Consider the following 20,808-nt stretch of genomic DNA (forward strand, 5'->3'; position numbering starts at 1 on the left):
CTATCCACCTTCTTAACTCTTTTTTTGGAACAGGTCTTTAAACACGAAGGGCAGGTTCCGGTCCATTTCCTCCGGGTCCAGGGTGTTTTCCTTCGTCAAAACAGGGAATTTAAACTCCTGTTCCTGATTGATGTCCCAGTTCTTAGTTTCCAGCCGGTACCTGATCCCGGTAACGCCGCCGGCTTGATCCGGGGTAAATTTCGCCTCAAAGGAGATGATTTCGTTGACAATATAGCCGTCAATATCCACATACGCATCGTACTGAAAGTTTTCGATGCGGCAGGAGGCCAGGCTTTTCTTAATCTCTCCGCTCAAGCGGTCAAAGGTGATCTCGTCCTGGGAAGCAAAATTCTGCTCGATCAGGCGGTCAAAATTGCTTTTCAGCTTTTCATCCCCGGATAGGGCAGCAAAGGTGTCATTGATTAGGGCTTTAATCTGGGCGTCCGTGAGCTTGATCCCATACCGGGTGGTTTTAACCTCCCCGTCCGGGGTGGTCAGAATCATACTTTTGCCCGTAAACACATCTTCCTGCCTGATCAGGGCCAACCAGGTTTGGTGCAGGGTGTCCCCGGTTTCCGGGGACACAAAATCAAACTCTGCCGTGCCCGGAGGCTTTGTCTCCTTGCCCTCCATCATCTCGTCCAGCCTGATGTATTTGCCCGCGATGGGCATTTTGATGAACATTTCCCGGCCATTGCGATAAAAATCGGTGTCAAAGCCTAAGCCGTTCAGATTTAAATAGTTGCGGCAGATCGTCTTTTCAGCCTCCCGGTCATAGGTGGCCTGAAAGCTGCCTTTGATATTCTTGAAGTATTCCAGGTCCTTTATTTGTGCTTCCTCAAGGCCGGTGAGATCAAAATCCAGGGCCAGGGTAAAATCTCCCGACACCTGCCCCTTGGTGATCTCCTCGGTCTTCTGCACCGCCTTTTTATAGCTTTCCAGGCTGTCTCCCGTGCACCCGGCCAGCAAAGCGGCGAGCAAAACCCCGATCACCACAAGACAGACTCTTTTCATGGCACTCCCTCCGGTAGGTTTTTCTTTATTATATCCAGCCCCCAAAATTTTTTCTGGTCCCAAAAGGCACCTGTTTGGTGAAAAAACTATGACTTTTGGCACTTATCGTCAGCTTCATTCCATAAACAAGAGCTTGTTCAAAAACCCCCAGATACTAGGCACAGCAAGCATTTGCAGCGAAGGCGGCAAAGGTTAGGGGACACACCCCTGTGAGGGGAATGTCCCCAACTAATGTACGTCGAGCAAGAATGCGCAGCTGTAGTCGCTCCTTGCCATCCATGGCATCGCGACACTAGGCCGTCCATGGCCTTCGCAACGTAGATGGGGGTTTTTCAACAAGCTCAAAAAACGGCTAAGCCGTTTTTCATAGATCATTTTTGATAGAGAATACCGCCAGCTGGGTGCGGTCCCGCAGGTCCAGTTTGATCAGAATCCTGGTAATGTGGTTTTTTACCGTACCCTCGCTTAAAAACAAAGCATGGGCAATTTCCTTGTTATTTTTCCCCTCCCCCACCAGGCGGCAGATGTCGGTTTCCCGTTCCGTGAGCAGCGCCGCCCTGGGATCTTGCTCTTTGCCGGCATGTCCCCGGGCCATCTGGGAAAACTGATCCAGCACTTTCACCGCTACCTCCGACGGGATCAAAGCTCCCCCCTGATAGACGGTGCGGATGGCCTGAGCAATCTCCCGGGGCGGGGCATCTTTCAAAAGGTAGCCCGAGGCCCCGTTTTTCAAGGCCTCGTAGATAAATTCATCGTCGGTGAAGGTGGTCAAAACAATTATTTTCACTTGGGGAAAATCTTTTTTGATCCTCCCGGTGGCGTCCACCCCGTTCATTTCCGGCATTTTCACATCCATTAAAATCACATCCGGCGCGTGACGCCGGCACAGCGCATAGGCCTCTTTCCCGTTGGAGGCCGTAGCGCAAATATGGATGTCCCCTTCCTTACCCAAGATCATTTTCAAGCCTTCCACCAGGATATCCTGATCATCTGCCACCAGCACCTGAATCATTGATCTTCCTCCCCGCTTAAAAAGCCTTTCACCGTAAAACCGTCCCGGGACGTAAACTCCACCCGGCCTCCCCCAGCTTCCACCCGCTCCCTGATCCCCTGGAGACCGTATCCTTCTTGAAAATCAGCGTTTCCCCCGCCGTTATCCCGGATCAAAAAATCCACCCGCCCGCCGGCGTAAGAGAGGTCAATGTCCACCCGGCTGGCTTGGCCGTGCCGCACGGCATTGGTCAGCGCTTCCTGAAGGATGCGGAATAAAGCCTTTTCGGCGGCAGGGTCCCGGTCCGGGCCGGATCCGGAAAGGCTCAGCTGCACCTGCACCCCTGTTTTCCGGGAAAATTCCCCCACCAGATCCTGGAGGGAAGAAATGGCCCGGACAGGGGCCGGATCCCCCCTGAGAGTCTCCACAACTTCCCTGATACCGGCCAGGCTTTCCCGGGCCGTCTTTTTCCCTTGTTCCAGGAGTTGCCCGGCCCGGCCCGGATCCGTCTCCAGCATGTGCCCGGCCATTTCCATTTGCATGATCAGCGCCGTCATATGATGCCCCAGGGTGTCATGAAGATCCCGGGCGATACGGTTTCTTTCCTCCACCAGGGTGAGACGGCTCACCTCGTCCACATATTTCTTCAATTGCTTGTGGGTATCCAAAAGCTCTTGATAGAGCATATCCTTCTTTTCCCTTTCCTCCCTGTGATATTGGGCAAAACTGATCATCACCAGGATCAGGACATTGGCGAAGAGGAAAAAGACCATTTGAGACACGGTGGCTAGGCTGAATTTGTAATAGATGAGAAATCCGTATTTGATCAGGGATACCAGCACCGCAACAGCGCCGATGAGGAGTCCCCGGTTTCTTTTTAAGGTCAGAAAAGCTTCCAGCAGGATGATCAGGTAGAAGAAGTGAAAAAAGTAGTTGATCAAGAGCCTGGAATGGACCTCCAGGGTGTAAACCAGGCCAATATCCAGGAAAAAAGAAAGGGCGTACCAGGAGTCCTTGTTCCGGAGCAGGAAATGCCGGCCGATCCCCAGGGCAAGATAGGCGACAAAAACAAAAAGCAGGACAACCAGCCTCTCCTGCTGGGCATTTTCAAAGTACACCGCCCCATAAAAAAGCAGGGAAAGGACGCCGATCTTCCCTAAATGCAATGCCATCTTTTTATCTTTCATCTGCCCGGTCCTTTTTTCCAGATTGGGAACTTGCACCTCCATTATAGTACACAAGTCCTCAAACCGGCCAGATGAAATTTTTTCTTCCCCGCTTAGACCCGGGAATTGTCTCCGCCCAAGCGCCCAGGGGTTCCTTCATAATTGGGGAGCCTCTATTATTGGATTAATCATAACGGCGAGTTTGTTGATATAACTGATGAAATGCTGGAAGCCATGAAAGCCGCAGACAGGTAGCAGGAGGCGTACATGCGGCGCCTGTACCGCTACAGGCTTCTGGGGTCCGTATACCAAAGCATGTAATTGTTGTATACTAAAAATATCAAAAAAAGCGGGTGAGTAGATATGCCGCAGATTCTTTTGATAGAAGATGATAAAACCATTATTATGGGGCTTTCCTATTCCCTGCGCGAGGAAGGCTATGAGGTATTGGCCTGTTATGATGCTGCCTCCGCGCTGAGGGAAATCCAAAGCCGCCGCTTCGATCTGGCCATTCTGGATGTGTCGCTGCCCGACGGAAACGGCTACGACCTCTGCCGCGCCATTAAAAAGGTGTCGGACACGCCGGTCATTTTCCTTACGGTATATAACGAAGAATCCCATGTTGTAATGGGTCTTGATATGGGTGCGGACGATTATGTGGCAAAACCCTTCCGCCTGCGGGAGTTGTTATCCCGCGTACGCACGGTGCTGCGCAGGGCGGGCGGCGAAGAAAAGGATGAGATCAGCATAGGCGAACTCACCGTCCATGTCAAGCAGGGGAAGGCCACGAAAAACGGCGCCGAGATTCCTCTGACCGCGCTGGAATACCGGCTCTTGCTCACGTTTGCCATCAATCACGGGCAATTACTTACTCGCAGCCAGCTCCTGGAAGACATTTGGGACATCGGCGGGGATTTTGTAAATGACAATACCCTTACCGTGTACATCAAACGCCTGAGAGAAAAAATAGAAGACGATGCGCAGAATCCCGTCTATATCCGGACGATGCGCGGGCTCGGCTACAGGATGGGTGACTGAAATGGGACTGATGCGCAACAAAGAGGTCAAAGGGATGCTTTTCGCAATGCTGCTGATCACGCTTGCGGGCACGGCTGCGGCCTATTCTTTTTCGCCGGCTGGGGCAGTCGTAACCTGCTCCTCCTGCATACTGATCAGTGCCATCTTTCTGTTGTTCACCGCATATCGCTACAAACACCTGACGCGCTTAAGCGATTACCTGAAACGGGTAAACGGCGGGGATTATGCGCTGGAGCTTCCTGATAACGACGAGGGCGAGCTTTCCATCCTGAAAAGCGAGATCTATAAGGTCACTGTATCCCTCAGAGCACAAAACGAACGTCTGAAGCAGGACAAGCTTCAACTGGCGGACTCCCTGTCAGACATTTCCCACCAGTTCAAAACGCCGCTCACCTCCATATCCGTCATGGCCGACCTCCTTTCAGACGACAAACTCGATGAAGGCCGCCGCGCCACGTTTACCGAGCAGCTCCGCGCACAGCTTGAACGTCTCAAATGGCTGACGGAGGCGCTGCTCAAGCTCTCCCGGCTTGACGCAGACGCAGTGACGTTCCATCGCAGGTACGTGCCGCTGCGCGAGTTGATCGAAAAGGCCGGCGGCCCTCTGCTGATCCCTATAGAGCTGAAAGACCAGACCCTGATCCTGGAAGCGGACGGCGGCGACCTGTGCTGTGACCTGAACTGGACGGCCGAGGCGCTTACCAATATCCTGAAAAACTGTATGGAGCACACGCCGGCGGGCGGCAAAATCCGCATATCGGCTTCCACAAACGCTCTTTTTACGGAAATCCGGGTGCAGGACAGCGGCCCTGGACTGGACAAGGCCAACCTGCCCTTTATTTTCGACCGCTTTTACAAGGGGAAAAACGCAGCAAAGGACAGCGTGGGCATTGGCCTGGCTATGGCCAAAGCGATTTTGAACGCACAAGGCGGAAGTCTTGAAGCAGGAAACGCGCATGGCGGCGGGGCGGAATTTATCTTGCGGTTTCCCATGGACAAAGCACAATAAAGATACACAGAGTCACCGTACAGTCACCTGCAGGATTTAGAATAAAATAAAAACGTGCAAGGAGGTATATATTTTGGAAATCCTGCGGGTTGAGAATCTGACAAAAACATACGGCAGCGGCGAGGCCGAGGTAAGAGCGCTGGACAATGTCAGCTTTACCGTGGAAAAAGGTGAGTTTGTCGCCATCATAGGCCCGTCCGGCTCCGGCAAATCCACGCTGCTTCATATTCTGGGCGGAGTAGATCGTCCCACATCGGGCAAGGTATTGATAGAAGGCACCGATATCTATACCCTGGACGAAACAAAGCTCGCCATCTTCCGCCGGCGACAAATCGGGCTGATTTATCAGTTTTACAACCTGATACCGGTGCTGGACGTGGAGGAAAACATCACGCTGCCTCTGCTTCTGGACCAGCGGAAGGCGGACAAACAGCAGCTTGCCGAATTGCTGTCCACTTTAAATCTGACCGACCGGAGAAAACATCTGCCCAACCAGCTTTCGGGAGGCCAGCAGCAGCGCGTGTCCATCGGCCGGGCGCTCGTGAACAACCCCGCCCTGATGCTGGCCGATGAGCCCACCGGAAACCTGGACAGCGCAAACAGCGCGGATATCGTCCGGCTTCTGCGCCTGTCCAATCAAAAATACAACCAGACGCTCATTCTCATTACCCATGACCAGAATATCGCGCTGCAGGCTGACCGCATTCTCTCCATCGAGGACGGACGCATCGCGAAAGACGAGGTGATCCGGAAATGAACGTTATGGGGCGCTTTACCCTGCGCAGCATGAGGGCGAACCGGAAATGGACGGTGGTTACCCTGATCGGCATCATCATTTCCACCGCCATGCTCGCCGCCGTATCCACCTTCTGCGCGTCCTTCACGGAGCTCCTGCGCAACGAGGCCATCGCCGACAACGGCAACTGGCACGCCATGATCTCGGGTGTACGCATGGGGGATGTATCCGCCTTTGAGGATGCCGGATTTGTGGAAGAAATCTCGCTCAGCCGCGATGTGGGATACGCTAAGCTTGAAAATCCCAAAAACGAAAACAAGCCCTACCTGTTTATCCGGCAATTCGATAAAAACAGCGGTAAAAACTTTCCTGTCGAACTCGTTGAGGGACGCCTGCCCCAAAACGACGGCGAGCTTGTGCTTTCACAGCATCTGGAAACAAACGGCGGCGTGAAGTATAAAATCGGCGATCAGATCACGCTGGATATCGGAAAGCGCACAAACCCGGACGGCTTTACCTTCGGGCAGCAGGACACCTATCAGGGAGAGGTAACTTACGAAAACGGTAAGTACATGCAGGGTGAAGCCCTGGCCCCCGAGCAGACGCGCGCCTACACGGTGGTCGGTATCATCAAACGTCCCAATTTTGAACCAACCTGGGCGCCGGGCTACACGGCAGTCAGCTTTCTGGATGCGGGCACTGTGGAGCCGGACGACGAAGTGACGGTCACCCTGCTGGCAGGCAAACTGAATCACGGCTTCTTTGAAGACGTGGAGGCGCTCGCCGGGCGGGTGGGGCTGGATAATACCCATATCCGCTTCAACACGGACCTTTTGCGCTACAGCGGCATTTTTGCCAACGACAGCGCGCAGAACATGATCTACGGCTTTGCCGCGGTTTTCATTGTCATCATCATCATCGCTTCCGTATCGCTCATTTACAACGCCTTCGCCATTTCCGTCTCCGAACGCGTCAGCCAGCTCGGTATGCTGGCCAGCGTGGGCGCGACCAGGCGGCAGAAGCGCCATAGCGTCTATTTCGAGGGCTTCCTCTTGGGCATCGTCGGCATTCCCGTCGGCATATTGGCGGGCATTGCCGGCATCGGCGTCACACTTTCTGTAATCCGCCCGCTGATGGAGAGCTTTACGAACCTCTCCTCCGCGCAGGGCCTTTCGCTGCACGTTTCGCTCCTGTCCGTCGCCGCGGCTTCCGTACTGGCCGCATTGACTATCTTCGTCTCGGTCTGGATTCCCGCGCGGCGCGCGTCGAAAATCATGCCCATCGACGCCATCCGGCAGTCGAAGGAAATAAAGCTTACCCGCCAGGCGGTGAAAACCTCGCGCCTGACCCGCGCGCTGTTTGGCTTCGAAGGAGAAATCGCCCTGAAGAACCTGAAACGCAGCCGGAAAAAATACCGCGCCACCGTGCTGTCCCTCATCATCAGCCTGGTTTTGTTCCTTACCGTCTCCTATTACGCCCAAGAGATGAACCGGGCTTCCGGCGCCGTGGAAACCGGCTATAACTTTGACCTCGCGGTATCGTATACCAATGTGCCGGCCGCCGAGGCGAGCGAGGCGAACGATGAAATTGCCAAACTTCCGGGCGTGACGGACACGGCGGCGGCGGAGAAAGCCGACGGCGTTTTTCTGACGGAAAACGCGCAGCTTTCGAGCCTGGTCAGACGGCTCTATGCGCCCGACGGGGAGAACTATTCTTTGGGCGCAGCACTTTACTGTCTTGACGACGCCTCCTTTGACCGATATGTACGCAGTTTGGGCGCGGACCCGCAGGAGTACCGGGACCCCGAAAACCCGAAGATGATTCTCGTCAACTACGGGCAGGCCTATTTTAACGGAAAGCGTACGGCGGGAGAGATCCTTTCCCTCCAGCAGGGTGTAAGCCTTCGTTTTTCCCAAAATACGGCGGACAAACGAGGTGCGGAAAACGGCGCAGAACTGGAAGTGGGTCTTCTTACCGGCCAGCGGCCCATGGGCGTGCTCGTTTCATCCCTCGACAGCATATCGGCTGTGGTGAGCCGGGAGGTCTTCAACAGCCTTCCCGACAGCCTGAAAAGCATTGATTCTGACAGAAACCCCAGCTTTCAGCAGTTGTTTCTGACCACAGACGATGCCGACGCCCTTGAAATAAAAATACAAGAGCTAATACAGGGCGTTTCGGGCAGGACATATGTTTTCAATGTCGCCGCCCAGGCCAGAAGCGAGCGCAACATGATGCTGGTGCTCGGTATTTTTATCTACGGGTTTATCATCCTGATCAGCCTCATCTGCATCGCCAACATCTTCAACACGGTTACCACAAACATTGCGCTGCGGCGCCGGGAATTCGCCATGCTGCGCTCGGTGGGCATGACGCCGAAAAGCTTTAACCGCATGATCCGCTTTGAAAGCGTCTTTTACGGGCTCAAGGCTCTGCTCTACGGCTTTCCCGTCAGCCTGGCCGTCATGCTGCTACTTCACCACATGCAGGCGGGCGTGTTCGACGTCGGTTTTTCTTTGCCATGGGCAAGCTACGGTGTAGCCGTTATCCTGATTTTTGTGATCGTGGGCGTCACGATGCTCTATTCCAGCGCAAAGATCAAAAAAGAGAACATCATCGATGCGCTGAAGGCGGATACCATGTGATAAAGTAATCGGATGGGTAAAACAAAAAAGAACAAAATTAACTTTGTGAATATACTTGACAGGGAAAGATTACTGATGTAAACTTCGATCATAGGTTACTCGAGTAAACTTTATTGGAGGCTATCATGAACGAACTATCCGGTAAAATTCAGGATTCCGAACTTGAAGTGATGCGCATACTTTGGGAGGCTGGGGACGCCCTGCCGCTCATCGAGATACGCCGCGCTCTTTCCGCCCGCTGCGGATGGGAAGATTCCACCATTAAAACCCTTCTTCGCAGATTGCAGGCAAAGGGCATCGTCAAACTGGAAAGGCGCGGCGTATACGGCGCGGTGGTGACCAAGGAAGAATACAATCAGTGGTCTACGAAGACATTCGTAAACAAGATATTCGCCGGCAGCGCGAAAAAGTTGGTGGCGTCGCTGGTATCGGGCGGGCAACTGGACGAAAAGGACATTGCGGAGCTTTCTGCAATGTTTAACGCGGGTGAGGAACATGAATAGCATCATGATTACGATTTTATCTCTTTCTTTATCAGGCTCCATATTGGCGCTGGTATTGCTTGCGGGTAAGCCTCTCCTGACAAACAGGGTGTCCAAAGCCTTCTCCTATTACATCTGGCTGCTGGTGCTGCTGCGTCTTGTACTGCCCATTGCCACGCCTATGAATGTTATGGGTTCTCTGTTCGGCATGGAACAGGCTAGCGTGAACAGCACAGTGACTGAACAGACCGGCATTCCAGCGGGAAATGAAACCGTACAAATAGACGGACAGACCGCCGTTTCTTCAAATACGCAAGCTGTCCCGTTGGAACCACAGCCAAACAAAACTGCGGATACCCAATGGTTATTTAGCGTATGGAACCTTATCAAGAATAATCTTTTATGGATATGGCTGGCGGGATCGGTGATCAGCCTGGGCTGGTTTCTTACGGCATATACGTGTTTTTCGCGGCGTATGCGGCGCTCCTGTCTAACACCGCACAGCGACGACCTTGCGGTATTCGAGCGGATGCGCGGGGATAAGCGCGTCCGCATGGCTTGCAGCAGTCATGCCGCCACACCGATGCTCATTGGTGTCATGCGCCCGGTAATCGTCCTTCCTCAGCTTGCCTATGTCCGCAACGGCATGGACAAAGAGCTTACGAACATACTGCGCCACGAGCTTACTCATTACAGAAGAAAAGATGTACTTTATAAATGGCTGGCCGTAGCAGTAACATCGCTGCATTGGTTTAATCCGTTCATGCTGCTGATCCACAGAGAAATAAACCGGGCTTGCGAACTCTCTTGTGACGAGGCCGTTATAAGCAGAATGTCCGCAGATGAAAAACAATCCTACGGAAACACGCTGCTTGCGCTCTCGGCAAACAGGAGGCTGTCGGCAGGCATCCTTGCCACAACATTATGCGAAGATAAGAAAGAGCTGAAAGAAAGGTTAATCAGCATTATGAAATATAAAAAGAAATCCACATGGGGGGGTGCACTGGCACTTGTTTTGGTGTTTCTGCTCGCGGGCTGTGCCGCCGCGCTCGGAACTGCGAACGGCTCAGGCAGCGCGATTACGCCTTCAGGAAGCACGCTGACGGCTGCCAGCGCATATTCCAGAGAAATGAGCGGGACAATTATCAACTGGCATGATACCGGCTCCTCTTACTCGCTTGACACAAACGGTAATGTGATTCTTTCGTATCACAACGGAAAGACTACGGGTAAAGCACCCCTGACTCTCCAGCAAAGCGGAAGCGCGGAAATTACAAGCATCTATAATACCGGATTTTACATTTCCAATGATAAAACTGCCCTCGCATACGGCGACGCGACAGGCACAGAACCGGTGACGGTATTGATCAGCGATGACATGGGAAAAACATGGAGCAGCGCCAATATCGATTTAAACGGTGCGGTGGCAAGCTGGAAGTGTATCGGTTTTACTACCATGAACGACGGCTGGCTTGTTGTATGCAGCTTTTCCGGCATGGGCCAGGAGATGCATTATGTTTACACGACATCTGACGGCGGCAAAACCTGGACGCCGGTTCTCGGGAATATCGATGACGTATACAGCAGGATGCTGAGCGGCGCCGGTTTTATAAATAATAAAGTCGGGTTCCTCTGCTTCCGCTATGAGACGGACTTTCAGCCCGCGATCTGCGTGACGCGGGACGGAGGCCTGACATGGAGCAAGCTTTTTATCGATCTGCCGGAAAAATACAGCGGAGATAACAAAACGCCTTTCTCGCCGGTTTTTGATGGAACGAACATCATACTGCCGGTGCTGCTCAGCGATCGCCATGGAGATGGCGGGGATGTCGGAATGGTATATCTGATAAGCCAGGACGAAGGACAAACGTGGCAGTGCGAGACATCAATGCCGGCCAACGCCGACGTAACCGGAGGCAACGGGACAACCGGCAATAATGCTGAAGAAGCGCACATAGGTGCTAATTCCGGGCCGCAGATTACAGACAGTGTGGATGCAAAATGGAAAGAAAAATATAATGATATTGACATTAATAACGAATGGATCAGTGCACAACAAAATGCCATTGCATTGTTCGGATCGCTTAAAAATGACTCCCAGCAAGGCGTTGTCGAAGTGATCTTTATGGATGATTCAGGTAATAATACAGTCAACCTCGAAAAGAGATACCTTTCCCCTGCCAAACATGGAGCGCTCAAAGCGTCCGAAATCGGCGCAAAAGATTATACGCTCGTTGCAACCGATGAAGATGGTTTGAAATGGAATTTCCAGATTTATAATGGTTTTGATCCGGACACTCCTTTAAACTAATTTATATTGGGCGGTGAGCGGCGGAGTATTTGACGAAGATCTCTATCAGGAGCTATGTCTAACGTTACTGAGCTGCATCCGCAAAATCCGGCTCTGATCCAAGATGGAGGACGCTGAGATGAGAAAGAAACTATGGATTTCCACTATGCTTATTGCTCTTTTTCTGATTATCGGCATCATCGCTATGATAAACGGAAATAAGCAAGAAGCAGAATTTACTGCCTCATATTCAGAAAAAACAGGCCAAATAGTAGTTAATGCCACCAGACCTTACAATAGATGCTCTCCCTATGAATTTGAAAACAGAATACCCGGTGGAGATAGAATTATTTCATTATCTGATCAGCATACAGAAGATGACACCGATACATTTGTTTTTGATATTCTTGGCAATGGGGTTACCGAATTAGCTTTTTACAGCATTGATCCCCAAGACGCAAGTGATAAATATAAATTCTCCCAAAGTCTTAAAATTGTCATAACAGATGAAGCTGTTAACTTAAACAATGAACTATGGAGACGATAAATTCTAATTCTGCGAACACGTCAAACTGCCAGTAATGAGCAAAATCGGGAAAGCGCGGGGAAAGCGCGGGGACGGTTCTTTTGCTTTTATCGGTCTCTTGGAAACGAGAGGACAAATAAGCAAGAGAATCGTCCCTCTGCTTCCACGGTTATTTCAGCGCCTGAGCTACCACTTGCTCCACCAGGTCTTCCCGGGGAATAAAAGGCAGGGTAATCTGTCCCTGGCTTTGATACCTCTGATTATAGTCCAGGGCCGTTTCCACGGCGTGGGCATTCCGGGCCCAGGAGCGCCGGGCCACGCCCCCCATCACATCCCACATCATGGCGGACCGAATGATTTCATCCACGCGCGGGCTGCCGTCCAGCACCAGGCCAAAGCCCCCGTTGATAGACTTGCCGATGCCCACGCCCCCTCCGTTGTGCAGGGCGCAAAGGCTCATGCCCCGGGCCGCGTTGCCCGCGAAGCATTGCACCGCCATATCCGCCATCACATTGCTGCCGTCTTTGATGTTGGCAGTTTCCCGGAAGGGAGAGTCAGTGCCGCTGACGTCATGATGATCCCGGCCCAGCATCACCGGGCCGATCTCACCCTGGCGCACCATCTCATTGAAGCGGAGGGCAATTTTTGTTCTCCCCTCCGCATCCTGGTAGAGGATACGGGCTTTGGTGCCCACGACCAGGTGATTTTTCTCCGCATCCCGGATCCAAAGATAGTTGTCCCGGTCCTGGCCTCTCCGGTCCGGATCAATGCACGCCATGGCGGCCCGGTCCGTTTTGGCCAGATCCTCCTCCTTGCCGCTCAGGCAGACCCAGCGGAAAGGACCGTATCCATAGTCAAAAAGCTCCGGCCCCATAATGTCTTCCACATAGGAAGGCCAGATAAAGCCGTCCTTTTCGTCCACCCCGTTTTTCGAGATTTCCTTCACCCCGGCGTCGAATACCGCCTTCATAAAGGCATTTCCATAATCAAAGAAATAGGTGCCCCGGTCTACCAGTGCTTGGATCAGGGTAAAATGCCGGTGCAAGCTCCGGTCCACCAGGCCTTTAAATTTCTCCCGGTCCGTGGCCAGCAGCCTGGTGCGCTCCTCAAAGCTGATGCCCTGGGGACAATAGCCCCCTTCATAAACCGCATGGCAGGACGTTTGGTCGGAAAGCAGCTCCACCTGGATGTTTTTTTCTACTACATAGGCTAAAAGGTCCACAATATTGCCGTGATAGGCAATGGAAATGGGCTCTTCCTTTTCCCGGTACTCCGTTACTTTTTGAAAAATCTCATCCAAATCGTCGGAAACCATCTTGACCCAGCCCTGGTGGTACCGGGTCATAATCCGGGAGTAATCCACCTCCGCCAGAACGCCGATGCCCCGGGCAATTTCAATGGCCTTGGGCTGGGCTCCGCTCATTCCCCCCAGGCCGGAACTGATAAAAAGCTTGCCGCGCAAGTCCCCGTCCTGGGGCAGGCCCAGTTTGAGCCGGCCCGCATTAAGCAGGGTATTAAAGGTGCCGTGGACAATGCCCTGGGGCCCGATGTACATCCAGCCCCCGGCGGTCATCTGGCCGTAATTGGCCACCCCCATTTCCTCGGCAATTTCCCAATCCCGGGGATTGTCAAACATGCCGATCATGAGGGCGTTGGTAATGATCACCCTGGGTGCTTCCGGCTTAGAGGGGAATAATCCTAAGGGGTGTCCCGAGGCCACCACCAGGGTCTGGTGGTCCGTCAGCGCCGCCAGATATTTTTGGATCAGGCGGTACTGAAGCCAGTTCTGGCAGACACTGCCCGTTTCCCCGTAGGTCACCAGTTCATAGGGATAGAGGGCCACCTCAAAATCCAAGTTGTTGTCCATCATTACCTGAAAGGCTTTGCCCGCCAGGCAGCGGCCCGGATAGGCCTCGATGGGTTTCCCGTAAATGCGCCCCTGGGGCCGGTAACGATAGGCATAGATGCGCCCCCGGGTCACCAGCTCCTCCATAAATTCAGGGGCCAGGGTCTCATGAAGTTCTTCCGGCACATAGCGGAGGGCGTTTTTTAAAGCAATTTTGGCCTGGGCCGGCGTCAGCTGAAAGCCCCGGTTGGGCGCGCGCCGGATCTCTTCCTCAAATTCCGGCCGGGGGGGCAGTTCCCCATCCAGCTTCACCGTCATGGCCTGGTCAATATCAAAATTTGTCATCATCAATTACTCACCTCCTGAAATCATTGAAGCAAGTTCTGCACTTGCAAATAGCTTTCTGAACAGGTTTCAGCATGCAAAGGACAAGTTCATATTCATATTCATATGAAAATAGATTTTTTCCTTCATTAGTTGTGTTTACGCAATCATGTGTCGTTAGTCAGGCTAAAGGGACAGCTTCCCTTCCACCTCTCCGATCACCTGACGGTAGACAGCTTCCCCCTGGTCCTGGATTTCCCCCTTCTGCTCTTTGATCCCCTTGATCCAGGCCCCATCTTTGATGGCGGCCAGGTTAATGGCCACATTGAAGAGGGCCCCCCGCAGCCCGGCATAAGCCATGAGGGCGGCTACGCCTCCATCGCTTAAGGCATTGGGGGTTCCCTTGGCGACAACCTCCCGGGCCAAATGCAATACGTCCAGGCAGCACGCCGCCGCCTCCAGGGGGAGCAGGGCGGCATTTTTCATCGCCTCTTGAATCGCCTGGGCTCTCGCCCCTTTTTCTGCTTCCGTCCCCTTGGGCAGGCGGTAGGCCCCCATCACCCGGTTAAAAGCCTCCGTATCCCGGTCGATCAAACCGGTTAAGCGGGATCTCAGTTCTTCCGCCCGGGCCACCACCTCGTGCATTTCTTCCCGGACCGGGTTGAACTCCTCTTTGCCTACGGTCAAACGGGCCACCATGCTCACCAGGGCGCCGCCCAGGGACCCGGCCAGGGCGGAAACGCTTCCTCCCCCCGGGGCGGGAGACTGAGCCGCCAGTTCATCCAAAAACTCTCTGCACGTAAAATCGACCAGCATTCCCGGCACCTCCCCTATTCCATGATCCTTTTCTCCAGGATTTGCTTTTCCGCAAAATTCTCCAGGCGCAGATAAAAACCGGCCGCGTCGATCAAGGCCTCCATGGGCGTCAAACCCACAATTTCGCTGTTCAGCACCTGCACCCCGTATCTGGCCGCCTCGGTTTTAACGATTTCAAAAACCCGGTGCAGGGGCACCTCCCGGTAATTGCACACATTGATGGTCACCTGGGCCCGGTTGGTTTCCTCAATCCGGATACCCAGGGCTTTAATGCTGGGGAAGCCGCCGGAACTGCCCCGGATTGCTTTGGCAATGGTTTGGGCGATCTCCACCCGGTCTGTATCCAGGTTGATATTATAGGCCACCAGGGGAGGCCGGGCCCCCACGGCGGTCGCTCCCGCCCGGGGCAGTTCTGCCGGGCCAAAGTCAGGGTGCCGGTCCGGTTCTTTGATCGCCGTCTTTAGGCCCTCGTACTGTCCTTTGCGCACCTGGGCCAGATTCTTCCTCTCAGGCCGGGATGCCGCCGCTTCATAAAGATAGACGGGAATGCCCAGTTCCGTACCGATCCTTTTCCCCACTTCCCGGGCCATGTCCACACATTCTTCCATGCTCACCCCGGACACGGGAATAAAGGGCACCACGTCGGTGGCCCCCATGCGGGGGTGCTCGCCCTGATGCTGGTCCAGATCAATCAGTTCCGCCGCTTTTTTTACCGTCTGAAATGCCGCTTCCTTGACTCCCTGGGGATCGCCCAGGAAAGTGACTACAGACCGGTTATGGCTGGGGTCGGAGGAATGATCCAGGAGTTTCACGCCCTTGACTTGGACGATTTGGGCCAAAATCTCCCGGATTATTTCCGGACGCCGGCCTTCACTAAAATTAGGAACACATTCTACCAGTTGCGCCATGTTCAGATCCTCCTCTCACCAATTTACCGTTTTTAATCACTGTACGTACCAGATTAGACCCCAGCCTATACGGCAGGTACTGGTAATTGGGGGCGTCAAAGAGGACGATATCCGCTTTTTTCCCTACCTCCAGGCTTCCCACCGTGGCGGCCCGGCCAATAGCATGAGCGGCATTGATGGTAACCGCATTGATCACCTCGGCAGGGGTCATTTTTAGGTATAAACAAGCGATGGTCATCACCAGGTGCAGGTCATGGCAAGGGCAGCTGCCCGGATTGAAATCGCTGGCCAAGGCCACAGGAACGCCCCCTGCGATCATCTTCCGGGCCGGGGCAAAATGATCTTCCCTCAAGTAGAAGGTGGTGGCGGGCAGCAGGCAGGCCATCACCCCCGCCGCCGCCATCTTTTCGATACTTTCCTCAGGGGTGACGAGCAGATGATCCGCCGAAACCGCGCCCAATTCGGCGGCCAGTTGGGAACCGCCGATGGCCGCAATTTCATCGGCGTGGATCTTTATTTTCAAGCCCAGGTCTTGGGCGGCGCGGAGAATTCTGCGGGACTGGTCCGCGCTAAAAACCCCTTTTTCACAAAAAATATCGCAGAACTCGGCCAGCTCTTCCCGGGCCACCTGGGGCAGCATCTCATTGATCACCAGCTCTACAAATTGGTCGGGATCCTCTTTATATTCCGGAGGCACGGCATGAGCACCCAAAAAGGTAGGCACAATGTCCAGGGGATGGTGCCGGTTGATTTCCCGGATCGCCCGCAACTGTTTGATCTCATCCGCCGTACACAACCCGTAGCCGCTTTTGGCCTCGATGGTAGTGGTGCCCTGGGAGAGCATCTGGTCCCCATACTTCTTGCCGATTTCCACCAATTCCTCCAGGGAGGCGGCCCGGGTCGCCCGCACCGTGCTGAGGATGCCTCCGCCCTGGGCCAGAATATCCAGATAGGGCACGCCTTGCAGTTTTAGATCCAGTTCATGCTCCCGGGACCCCCCAAAAACCAGATGGGTATGGGCGTCCACCAGACCGGGGAGAACCACCTGGTTCCTGCCGTCCATCACCAGGGTATCTTCCCCCACCTCCACCTGTTGCTCTGCCGCCGCCGTCGTGCCTACAAAAATAAGGGTACTGCCTGCCGCCGCCACCGCGCCGTCCGGAATCACGTCAATTTCCCCCAGGGCCGCCCCGGTCTTGGGTTTGGCCGAAGCGCCCCGGGAGGTCACCAGCTGACCGGCGTTTTTGATGTATAAATCCGCTTTCATTTTATCATCAGCCTCCTTTCAGGCTCTTAATGGATGCCACCGCAAGCCTGTTTTGTCCAGTCTAGAATCTTCTCTTCCTTGATCATGGCCAGAGCGGCCGCCGTGTCGTAGCGCAATTCCCGGTCATGCTCCAGCCGGGGCACTTCCTCCCGCACCTTCTTCTGCACCGTCCGGGCCGCCGCTGCGGGCTGGCCGCCGCGCAGATCAATACCCTGGGCGGCACAGAGCAATTCAATGGCAAGAATATTTTGCACATTCTCGATGATATTCCTTGCTTTGCGCGCCCCGATGGTGCCCATGCTCACATGATCTTCCTGATTGGCGGAGCTGGGAATGGAATCCACGCTGGCGGGATGGGCCAGCACCTTGTTTTCCGATACCAGGGCGGCGGCTACATATTGGGCGATCATATACCCGGAGTTCAGCCCCCCGTTGGCCGTCAGAAAAGGGGGCAATCCATTGTTCAAAGCAGGATTGACCAGTCTTTCTATTCTCCGCTCCGCAATATTGCCCAGTTCCGCCACGGCCATGCCCAGAAAATCCATGGCCAGAGCCACCGGCTGTCCGTGAAAATTTCCCCCGGAAATCACATCTCCCTCCTCGGGAAAAATCAAGGGGTTGTCGGTAGCCGCGTTCATCTCCGTTTCAATCACCTGGCGCACATAGGCCAGGGCATCCCGGGACGCGCCGTGCACTTGGGGAACGCAGCGCAGGGCATAGGCATCCTGGACCCGGTCCGGGAAACTCTTTTCGATGATCTGACTGCCTTTTAAAAGCTTGCGCAGGTTGGCCGCCACCACTTTTTGGCCCTGGTGGGGACGCACCTGCTGAATTCTTTCGTCAAAAGCCGCCGGAATGGCCGCCAGTGCTTCCATGGTCATGGCCGCCGTAATATCGGCCGTTTTCGCCAGGGAGAAACCGTCGTAACAAGCCAGAGCACCGATAGCCGTCATGGCCTGGGTGCCGTTGATCAAGGCCAGGCCTTCTTTGGCTTTCAGGTGCACGGGACGGATGCCTGCTAAGGTCATGGCTTCCTTCCCCTTCATTCTTTTTCCCTGGTAAAAGGCCTCCCCTTTGCCAATCATCACCAGGACCATATTGGCGAGGGGGGCCAGGTCGCCGCTGGCGCCCAAGGAACCCTTTTCCGGAATCAGGGGCACCACGCCCCGGTTCAGCATGTCAACCAGCACATCCACCACCTGGGGACGAATCCCCGAATATCCCTTGGCCAGGGCATTGGCTCTTAAAAGCATCATCGCCCGCACCACCTCTTCCGGCAGGGGAGCCCCGGCCCCCAGGGCGTGGCTGATGATGAGATTTTCTTGCAGCGTTTCCAGATCGGCGGGACCAATTTGGACGGTGCTTAATTTTCCGAAACCCGTATTCACCCCATAGACCATTTTCCCCTCGCGCAGAATGGTCTCTACCACAGCCCGGGCCTTCTCCATATTTTCTCTGCCCTGGGGTGCGATGGCCGCCCATTTTCCTTTCCGGGCCACCGCCACCAGGTCGTCCAGGGTCAGGGAATAGCCATCCAGAAGGATGGGCTCCTTTTCCCGTAGATTCACTTCATAAACCAAGGACATGTTCTTTCTCCTCCATTTCCGTCCCAAAATACTGTCCGGCATCAAAAGCTCCTGCTCGCCCCGTCACACCCATTCGGCATAGGCTGGCCGGAAAGCAGTCGCCTCTTTTTGCCCTTTCTCATCCTTCTTAGCAAGAAGCATGCCAATTCTCGAACTCCGCTTGTGGCCTGGTTTTACCCCGGCAGATGGAGGAGGACAGGGGGTTCGATGTGAAAAGATTTTTTCATCAGTAAAGAAGAATAAACAAAAAACCCCCTGAAAAAATCCGGCACCCATTCCGAGCAGGTGCCGGATTTAACCTCAGGAGGTTTCCGGGAAATCCCGTCTTTTTTCAGTCTTTGTCTCTGATTTTGTCCAGATCAATGGCCAGTTTTTTAATCTTATAATTCAGATTTTGCCTGGGCATCCCTAAATAAGCCGCTGCTTGGGACACATTGCCCCGGTACTTGGACAATGCGTCCATAATCGTCTTGGCTTCAAGCTCTTTCATCAGCTCGGGAAGAGCCGATTCCCTTTCCGATAGAGCATCCCGCATCATCACTTTGGTGCTGTGAAAAAGATTGTAGAAATAATAGGGCATATGCTCCGGCTTAATCCGCCTCTCGTCCCCTTCAATAAGATTGGCAGCGCTTTCAATGAGATTCTGCAGCTCCCGGATGTTGCCCGGCCAGTGATACTTCATAAAAATATCCAGCAATTCCGGGGAAATCCCGGCAATATTTAAACCGTATTTCTTGTTGCATTCCTTGACAAAGGCCTGGCACAAGGCCTCGATGTCTTCTTTCCGGTCCCGCAAAGGGGGAATATAGATCAGGATCACGGCCAGCCGGTAAAACAAATCCTGGCGCAGGGTGCTATTCTCAATGCACACTAAAGGATCTTCGTTGGTGGTGCTGATCACGCGGCAGTTGACGGGAATTTCCATCCTATCCCCCAACCGGCGTATGGTTTTTTCCTGAAGCACGCGCAATATCTTTGCCTGCATATTGAGACTCATGGAATTCAATTCATCCAAAAATAAGACTCCGTTGCCCGCTTGTTCAAACAAGCCCTTGGTATCCAGGGCCCCGGTAAAGGCCCCTTTGACCGTGCCGAACAATAAGCTTTCCAGCAGGCTTTCCGGCAAAGCGGCGCAATTGATGGGAATAAAGGGTTCCTTGCTCCGGGCGCTCATTTTATAAATACTCTGGACAAACAATTCTTTTCCCGTGCCTGTTTCGCCTACCACCAGTACAGAGCAGTCGTTTTCCGCGGCTTTTCTGGCTTTATTGATTTCCTTGAGCAAGGCCGGGCTATGACCGACAATGGTATGGAACATATCTTTCTTTTCTTCCGGGACCATGTTCAGGGTGAGATAAACATGGTGCTTCTGGGCGCTCAGCGCCCGGGTCATCAACTCCCGGATTTTGGTCATATCCCGGGAAACGGAAAAAGCGCCGATGACCTTGTCTCCATCATATAAGGGGAAATTATCCGTAATCAGCGTGATCACTTTTCCGGAGGCCAAAAAGTTTTCGCACACACCCAAAAGAGGCTTATTTTGACGGCGCGCTTTAAAATGGATACTGGTTTGATTTTCGATGCCATAGACCTCCCACAAGGTTTTCCCCAGTACCTGTTCGGCTTTCAGCCCTTCCAATTTTTCACTGGCCTGATTGAAAATAAAGATTTTCCCTTCCCCGTCCGTAGCCACGATTCCTTCGTTAATGCTGTTTAAAATCTGTTCCAAGGACTCAATGTAGACGTCTTTTTCCACCAGCTCGGTAATCTCCCTGATCAAAACCAGAGAGCACTCTTCCGAGTCGAGAAATTTTTTTTCCACCTGGACCTGATACGTTTTATTCCCAGATAATAATACATTTGATTTTAATTTCTCATGAAAATAGGCAAAAAAATCCATATGATAGGAAAGACCGGGAAAAGCATGCCGGATCATTTGATTGAAATAAGTAATCCGGTTCTTTTGGTCCAATAGCAGGATGCCGGTATCTAAAGAATCTAAGAGCTGCTCCGTCAACTGTCCGGGGAAAAGCATATGCGTCACCTCACATTTTGCCAGATAAATCAAGTGTCCTTGTGCAAGAAGTATTTTTTTAAAGTATAGCAAAATTCTTATCAGTTTGCGCAAAATATGAAAAATTTTTTTCACTATGGAAGCCGGGGGCCG

At 53.4% G+C, this 20,808-nt stretch carries 16 protein-coding genes; 7 read left to right on the forward strand and 9 right to left on the reverse strand.

What is annotated here, in order from left to right; genetic code table 11:
• Positions 1–12: 12 nt before the first annotated feature.
• The 3 genes from DCMF_RS10650 to DCMF_RS10660 form a co-directional block, all read right to left on the reverse strand.
• On the reverse strand, positions 13–1,014 hold the full coding sequence (locus DCMF_RS10650; protein ID WP_148134415.1) for a hypothetical protein: 1,002 nt from the start codon (positions 1,012–1,014) through the stop codon (positions 13–15).
• A 364-nt stretch (positions 1,015–1,378) separates the two neighbouring features.
• Entirely contained in the window at positions 1,379–2,026 is a 648-nt protein-coding gene (locus tag DCMF_RS10655; protein WP_148134416.1) for a response regulator transcription factor, read from the reverse strand.
• The gene (locus DCMF_RS10660; protein WP_214659259.1) at positions 2,023–3,192 is read right to left on the reverse strand and encodes a sensor histidine kinase; all 1,170 of its coding nucleotides are present in this window, start codon (positions 3,190–3,192) and stop codon (positions 2,023–2,025) included. The genes DCMF_RS10655 and DCMF_RS10660 overlap by 4 nt, the downstream gene beginning before the upstream one ends.
• A gap of 342 nt (positions 3,193–3,534) precedes the next feature.
• Between DCMF_RS10660 and DCMF_RS10665 the strand changes: the two genes are divergently transcribed.
• The 7 genes from DCMF_RS10665 to DCMF_RS10700 all read left to right on the forward strand — a co-directional run bounded on the left by DCMF_RS10665 (position 3,535) and on the right by DCMF_RS10700 (position 11,915).
• Positions 3,535–4,209, forward strand: a complete 675-nt coding sequence (locus DCMF_RS10665) for a response regulator transcription factor (RefSeq protein ID WP_148134418.1) — start codon at positions 3,535–3,537, stop codon at positions 4,207–4,209.
• Position 4,210: 1 nt separating this feature from the next.
• The gene (locus DCMF_RS10670) at positions 4,211–5,218 is read left to right on the forward strand and encodes a sensor histidine kinase (RefSeq protein WP_236860242.1); all 1,008 of its coding nucleotides are present in this window, start codon (positions 4,211–4,213) and stop codon (positions 5,216–5,218) included.
• Positions 5,219–5,291: 73 nt separating this feature from the next.
• Entirely contained in the window at positions 5,292–5,975 is a 684-nt protein-coding gene (locus DCMF_RS10675; RefSeq protein ID WP_148134419.1) for an ABC transporter ATP-binding protein, read from the forward strand.
• A complete protein-coding gene (locus tag DCMF_RS10680; RefSeq protein WP_148134420.1) occupies positions 5,972–8,596 on the forward strand; it encodes an ABC transporter permease in 2,625 nt (874 codons plus the stop codon). The genes DCMF_RS10675 and DCMF_RS10680 overlap by 4 nt, the downstream gene beginning before the upstream one ends.
• 125 nt (positions 8,597–8,721) lie before the next feature.
• Positions 8,722–9,099, forward strand: coding sequence for a BlaI/MecI/CopY family transcriptional regulator (locus DCMF_RS10685; protein WP_148134421.1), 378 nt, complete (start codon positions 8,722–8,724; stop codon positions 9,097–9,099).
• A complete protein-coding gene (locus tag DCMF_RS29190) occupies positions 9,092–11,389 on the forward strand; it encodes a M56 family metallopeptidase (RefSeq protein ID WP_214659260.1) in 2,298 nt (765 codons plus the stop codon). Before DCMF_RS10685 ends, DCMF_RS29190 begins: the two co-directional genes overlap by 8 nt.
• Positions 11,390–11,507: 118 nt before the next feature.
• Positions 11,508–11,915, forward strand: a complete 408-nt coding sequence (locus DCMF_RS10700) for a hypothetical protein (protein ID WP_148134422.1) — start codon at positions 11,508–11,510, stop codon at positions 11,913–11,915.
• 148 nt (positions 11,916–12,063) lie between these two features.
• Here the strand turns inward: DCMF_RS10700 and DCMF_RS10705 are convergent, their stop codons facing one another.
• The 6 genes from DCMF_RS10705 to DCMF_RS10730 all read right to left on the reverse strand — a co-directional run bounded on the left by DCMF_RS10705 (position 12,064) and on the right by DCMF_RS10730 (position 20,676).
• The gene (locus tag DCMF_RS10705) at positions 12,064–14,088 is read right to left on the reverse strand and encodes a urocanate hydratase (protein WP_148134423.1); all 2,025 of its coding nucleotides are present in this window, start codon (positions 14,086–14,088) and stop codon (positions 12,064–12,066) included.
• 162 nt (positions 14,089–14,250) lie between these two features.
• Positions 14,251–14,880, reverse strand: a complete 630-nt coding sequence (locus DCMF_RS10710; RefSeq protein WP_148134424.1) for a cyclodeaminase/cyclohydrolase family protein — start codon at positions 14,878–14,880, stop codon at positions 14,251–14,253.
• 14 nt (positions 14,881–14,894) lie between these two features.
• Positions 14,895–15,788: a glutamate formimidoyltransferase gene (ftcD, locus tag DCMF_RS10715; protein ID WP_148134425.1), complete on the reverse strand. Its 894-nt coding sequence runs from the start codon at positions 15,786–15,788 to the stop codon at positions 14,895–14,897.
• Positions 15,760–17,055 (reverse strand): imidazolonepropionase, encoded by a 1,296-nt coding sequence (gene hutI, locus DCMF_RS10720; protein ID WP_148134426.1) that lies wholly within the window; start codon positions 17,053–17,055, stop codon positions 15,760–15,762. The genes ftcD and hutI overlap by 29 nt, the downstream gene beginning before the upstream one ends.
• 26 nt (positions 17,056–17,081) lie before the next feature.
• The gene (gene hutH / locus DCMF_RS10725) at positions 17,082–18,641 is read right to left on the reverse strand and encodes a histidine ammonia-lyase (protein WP_148134427.1); all 1,560 of its coding nucleotides are present in this window, start codon (positions 18,639–18,641) and stop codon (positions 17,082–17,084) included.
• A 331-nt stretch (positions 18,642–18,972) separates the two neighbouring features.
• Entirely contained in the window at positions 18,973–20,676 is a 1,704-nt protein-coding gene (locus tag DCMF_RS10730; RefSeq protein WP_214659261.1) for a sigma 54-interacting transcriptional regulator, read from the reverse strand.
• Between the last annotated feature and the right edge of the window lie 132 nt (positions 20,677–20,808).

It is taken from the genome of Candidatus Formimonas warabiya (genome assembly GCF_002777255.1).
Taxonomy (GTDB): domain Bacteria; phylum Bacillota; class Dehalobacteriia; order Dehalobacteriales; family Dehalobacteriaceae; genus Formimonas; species Formimonas warabiya.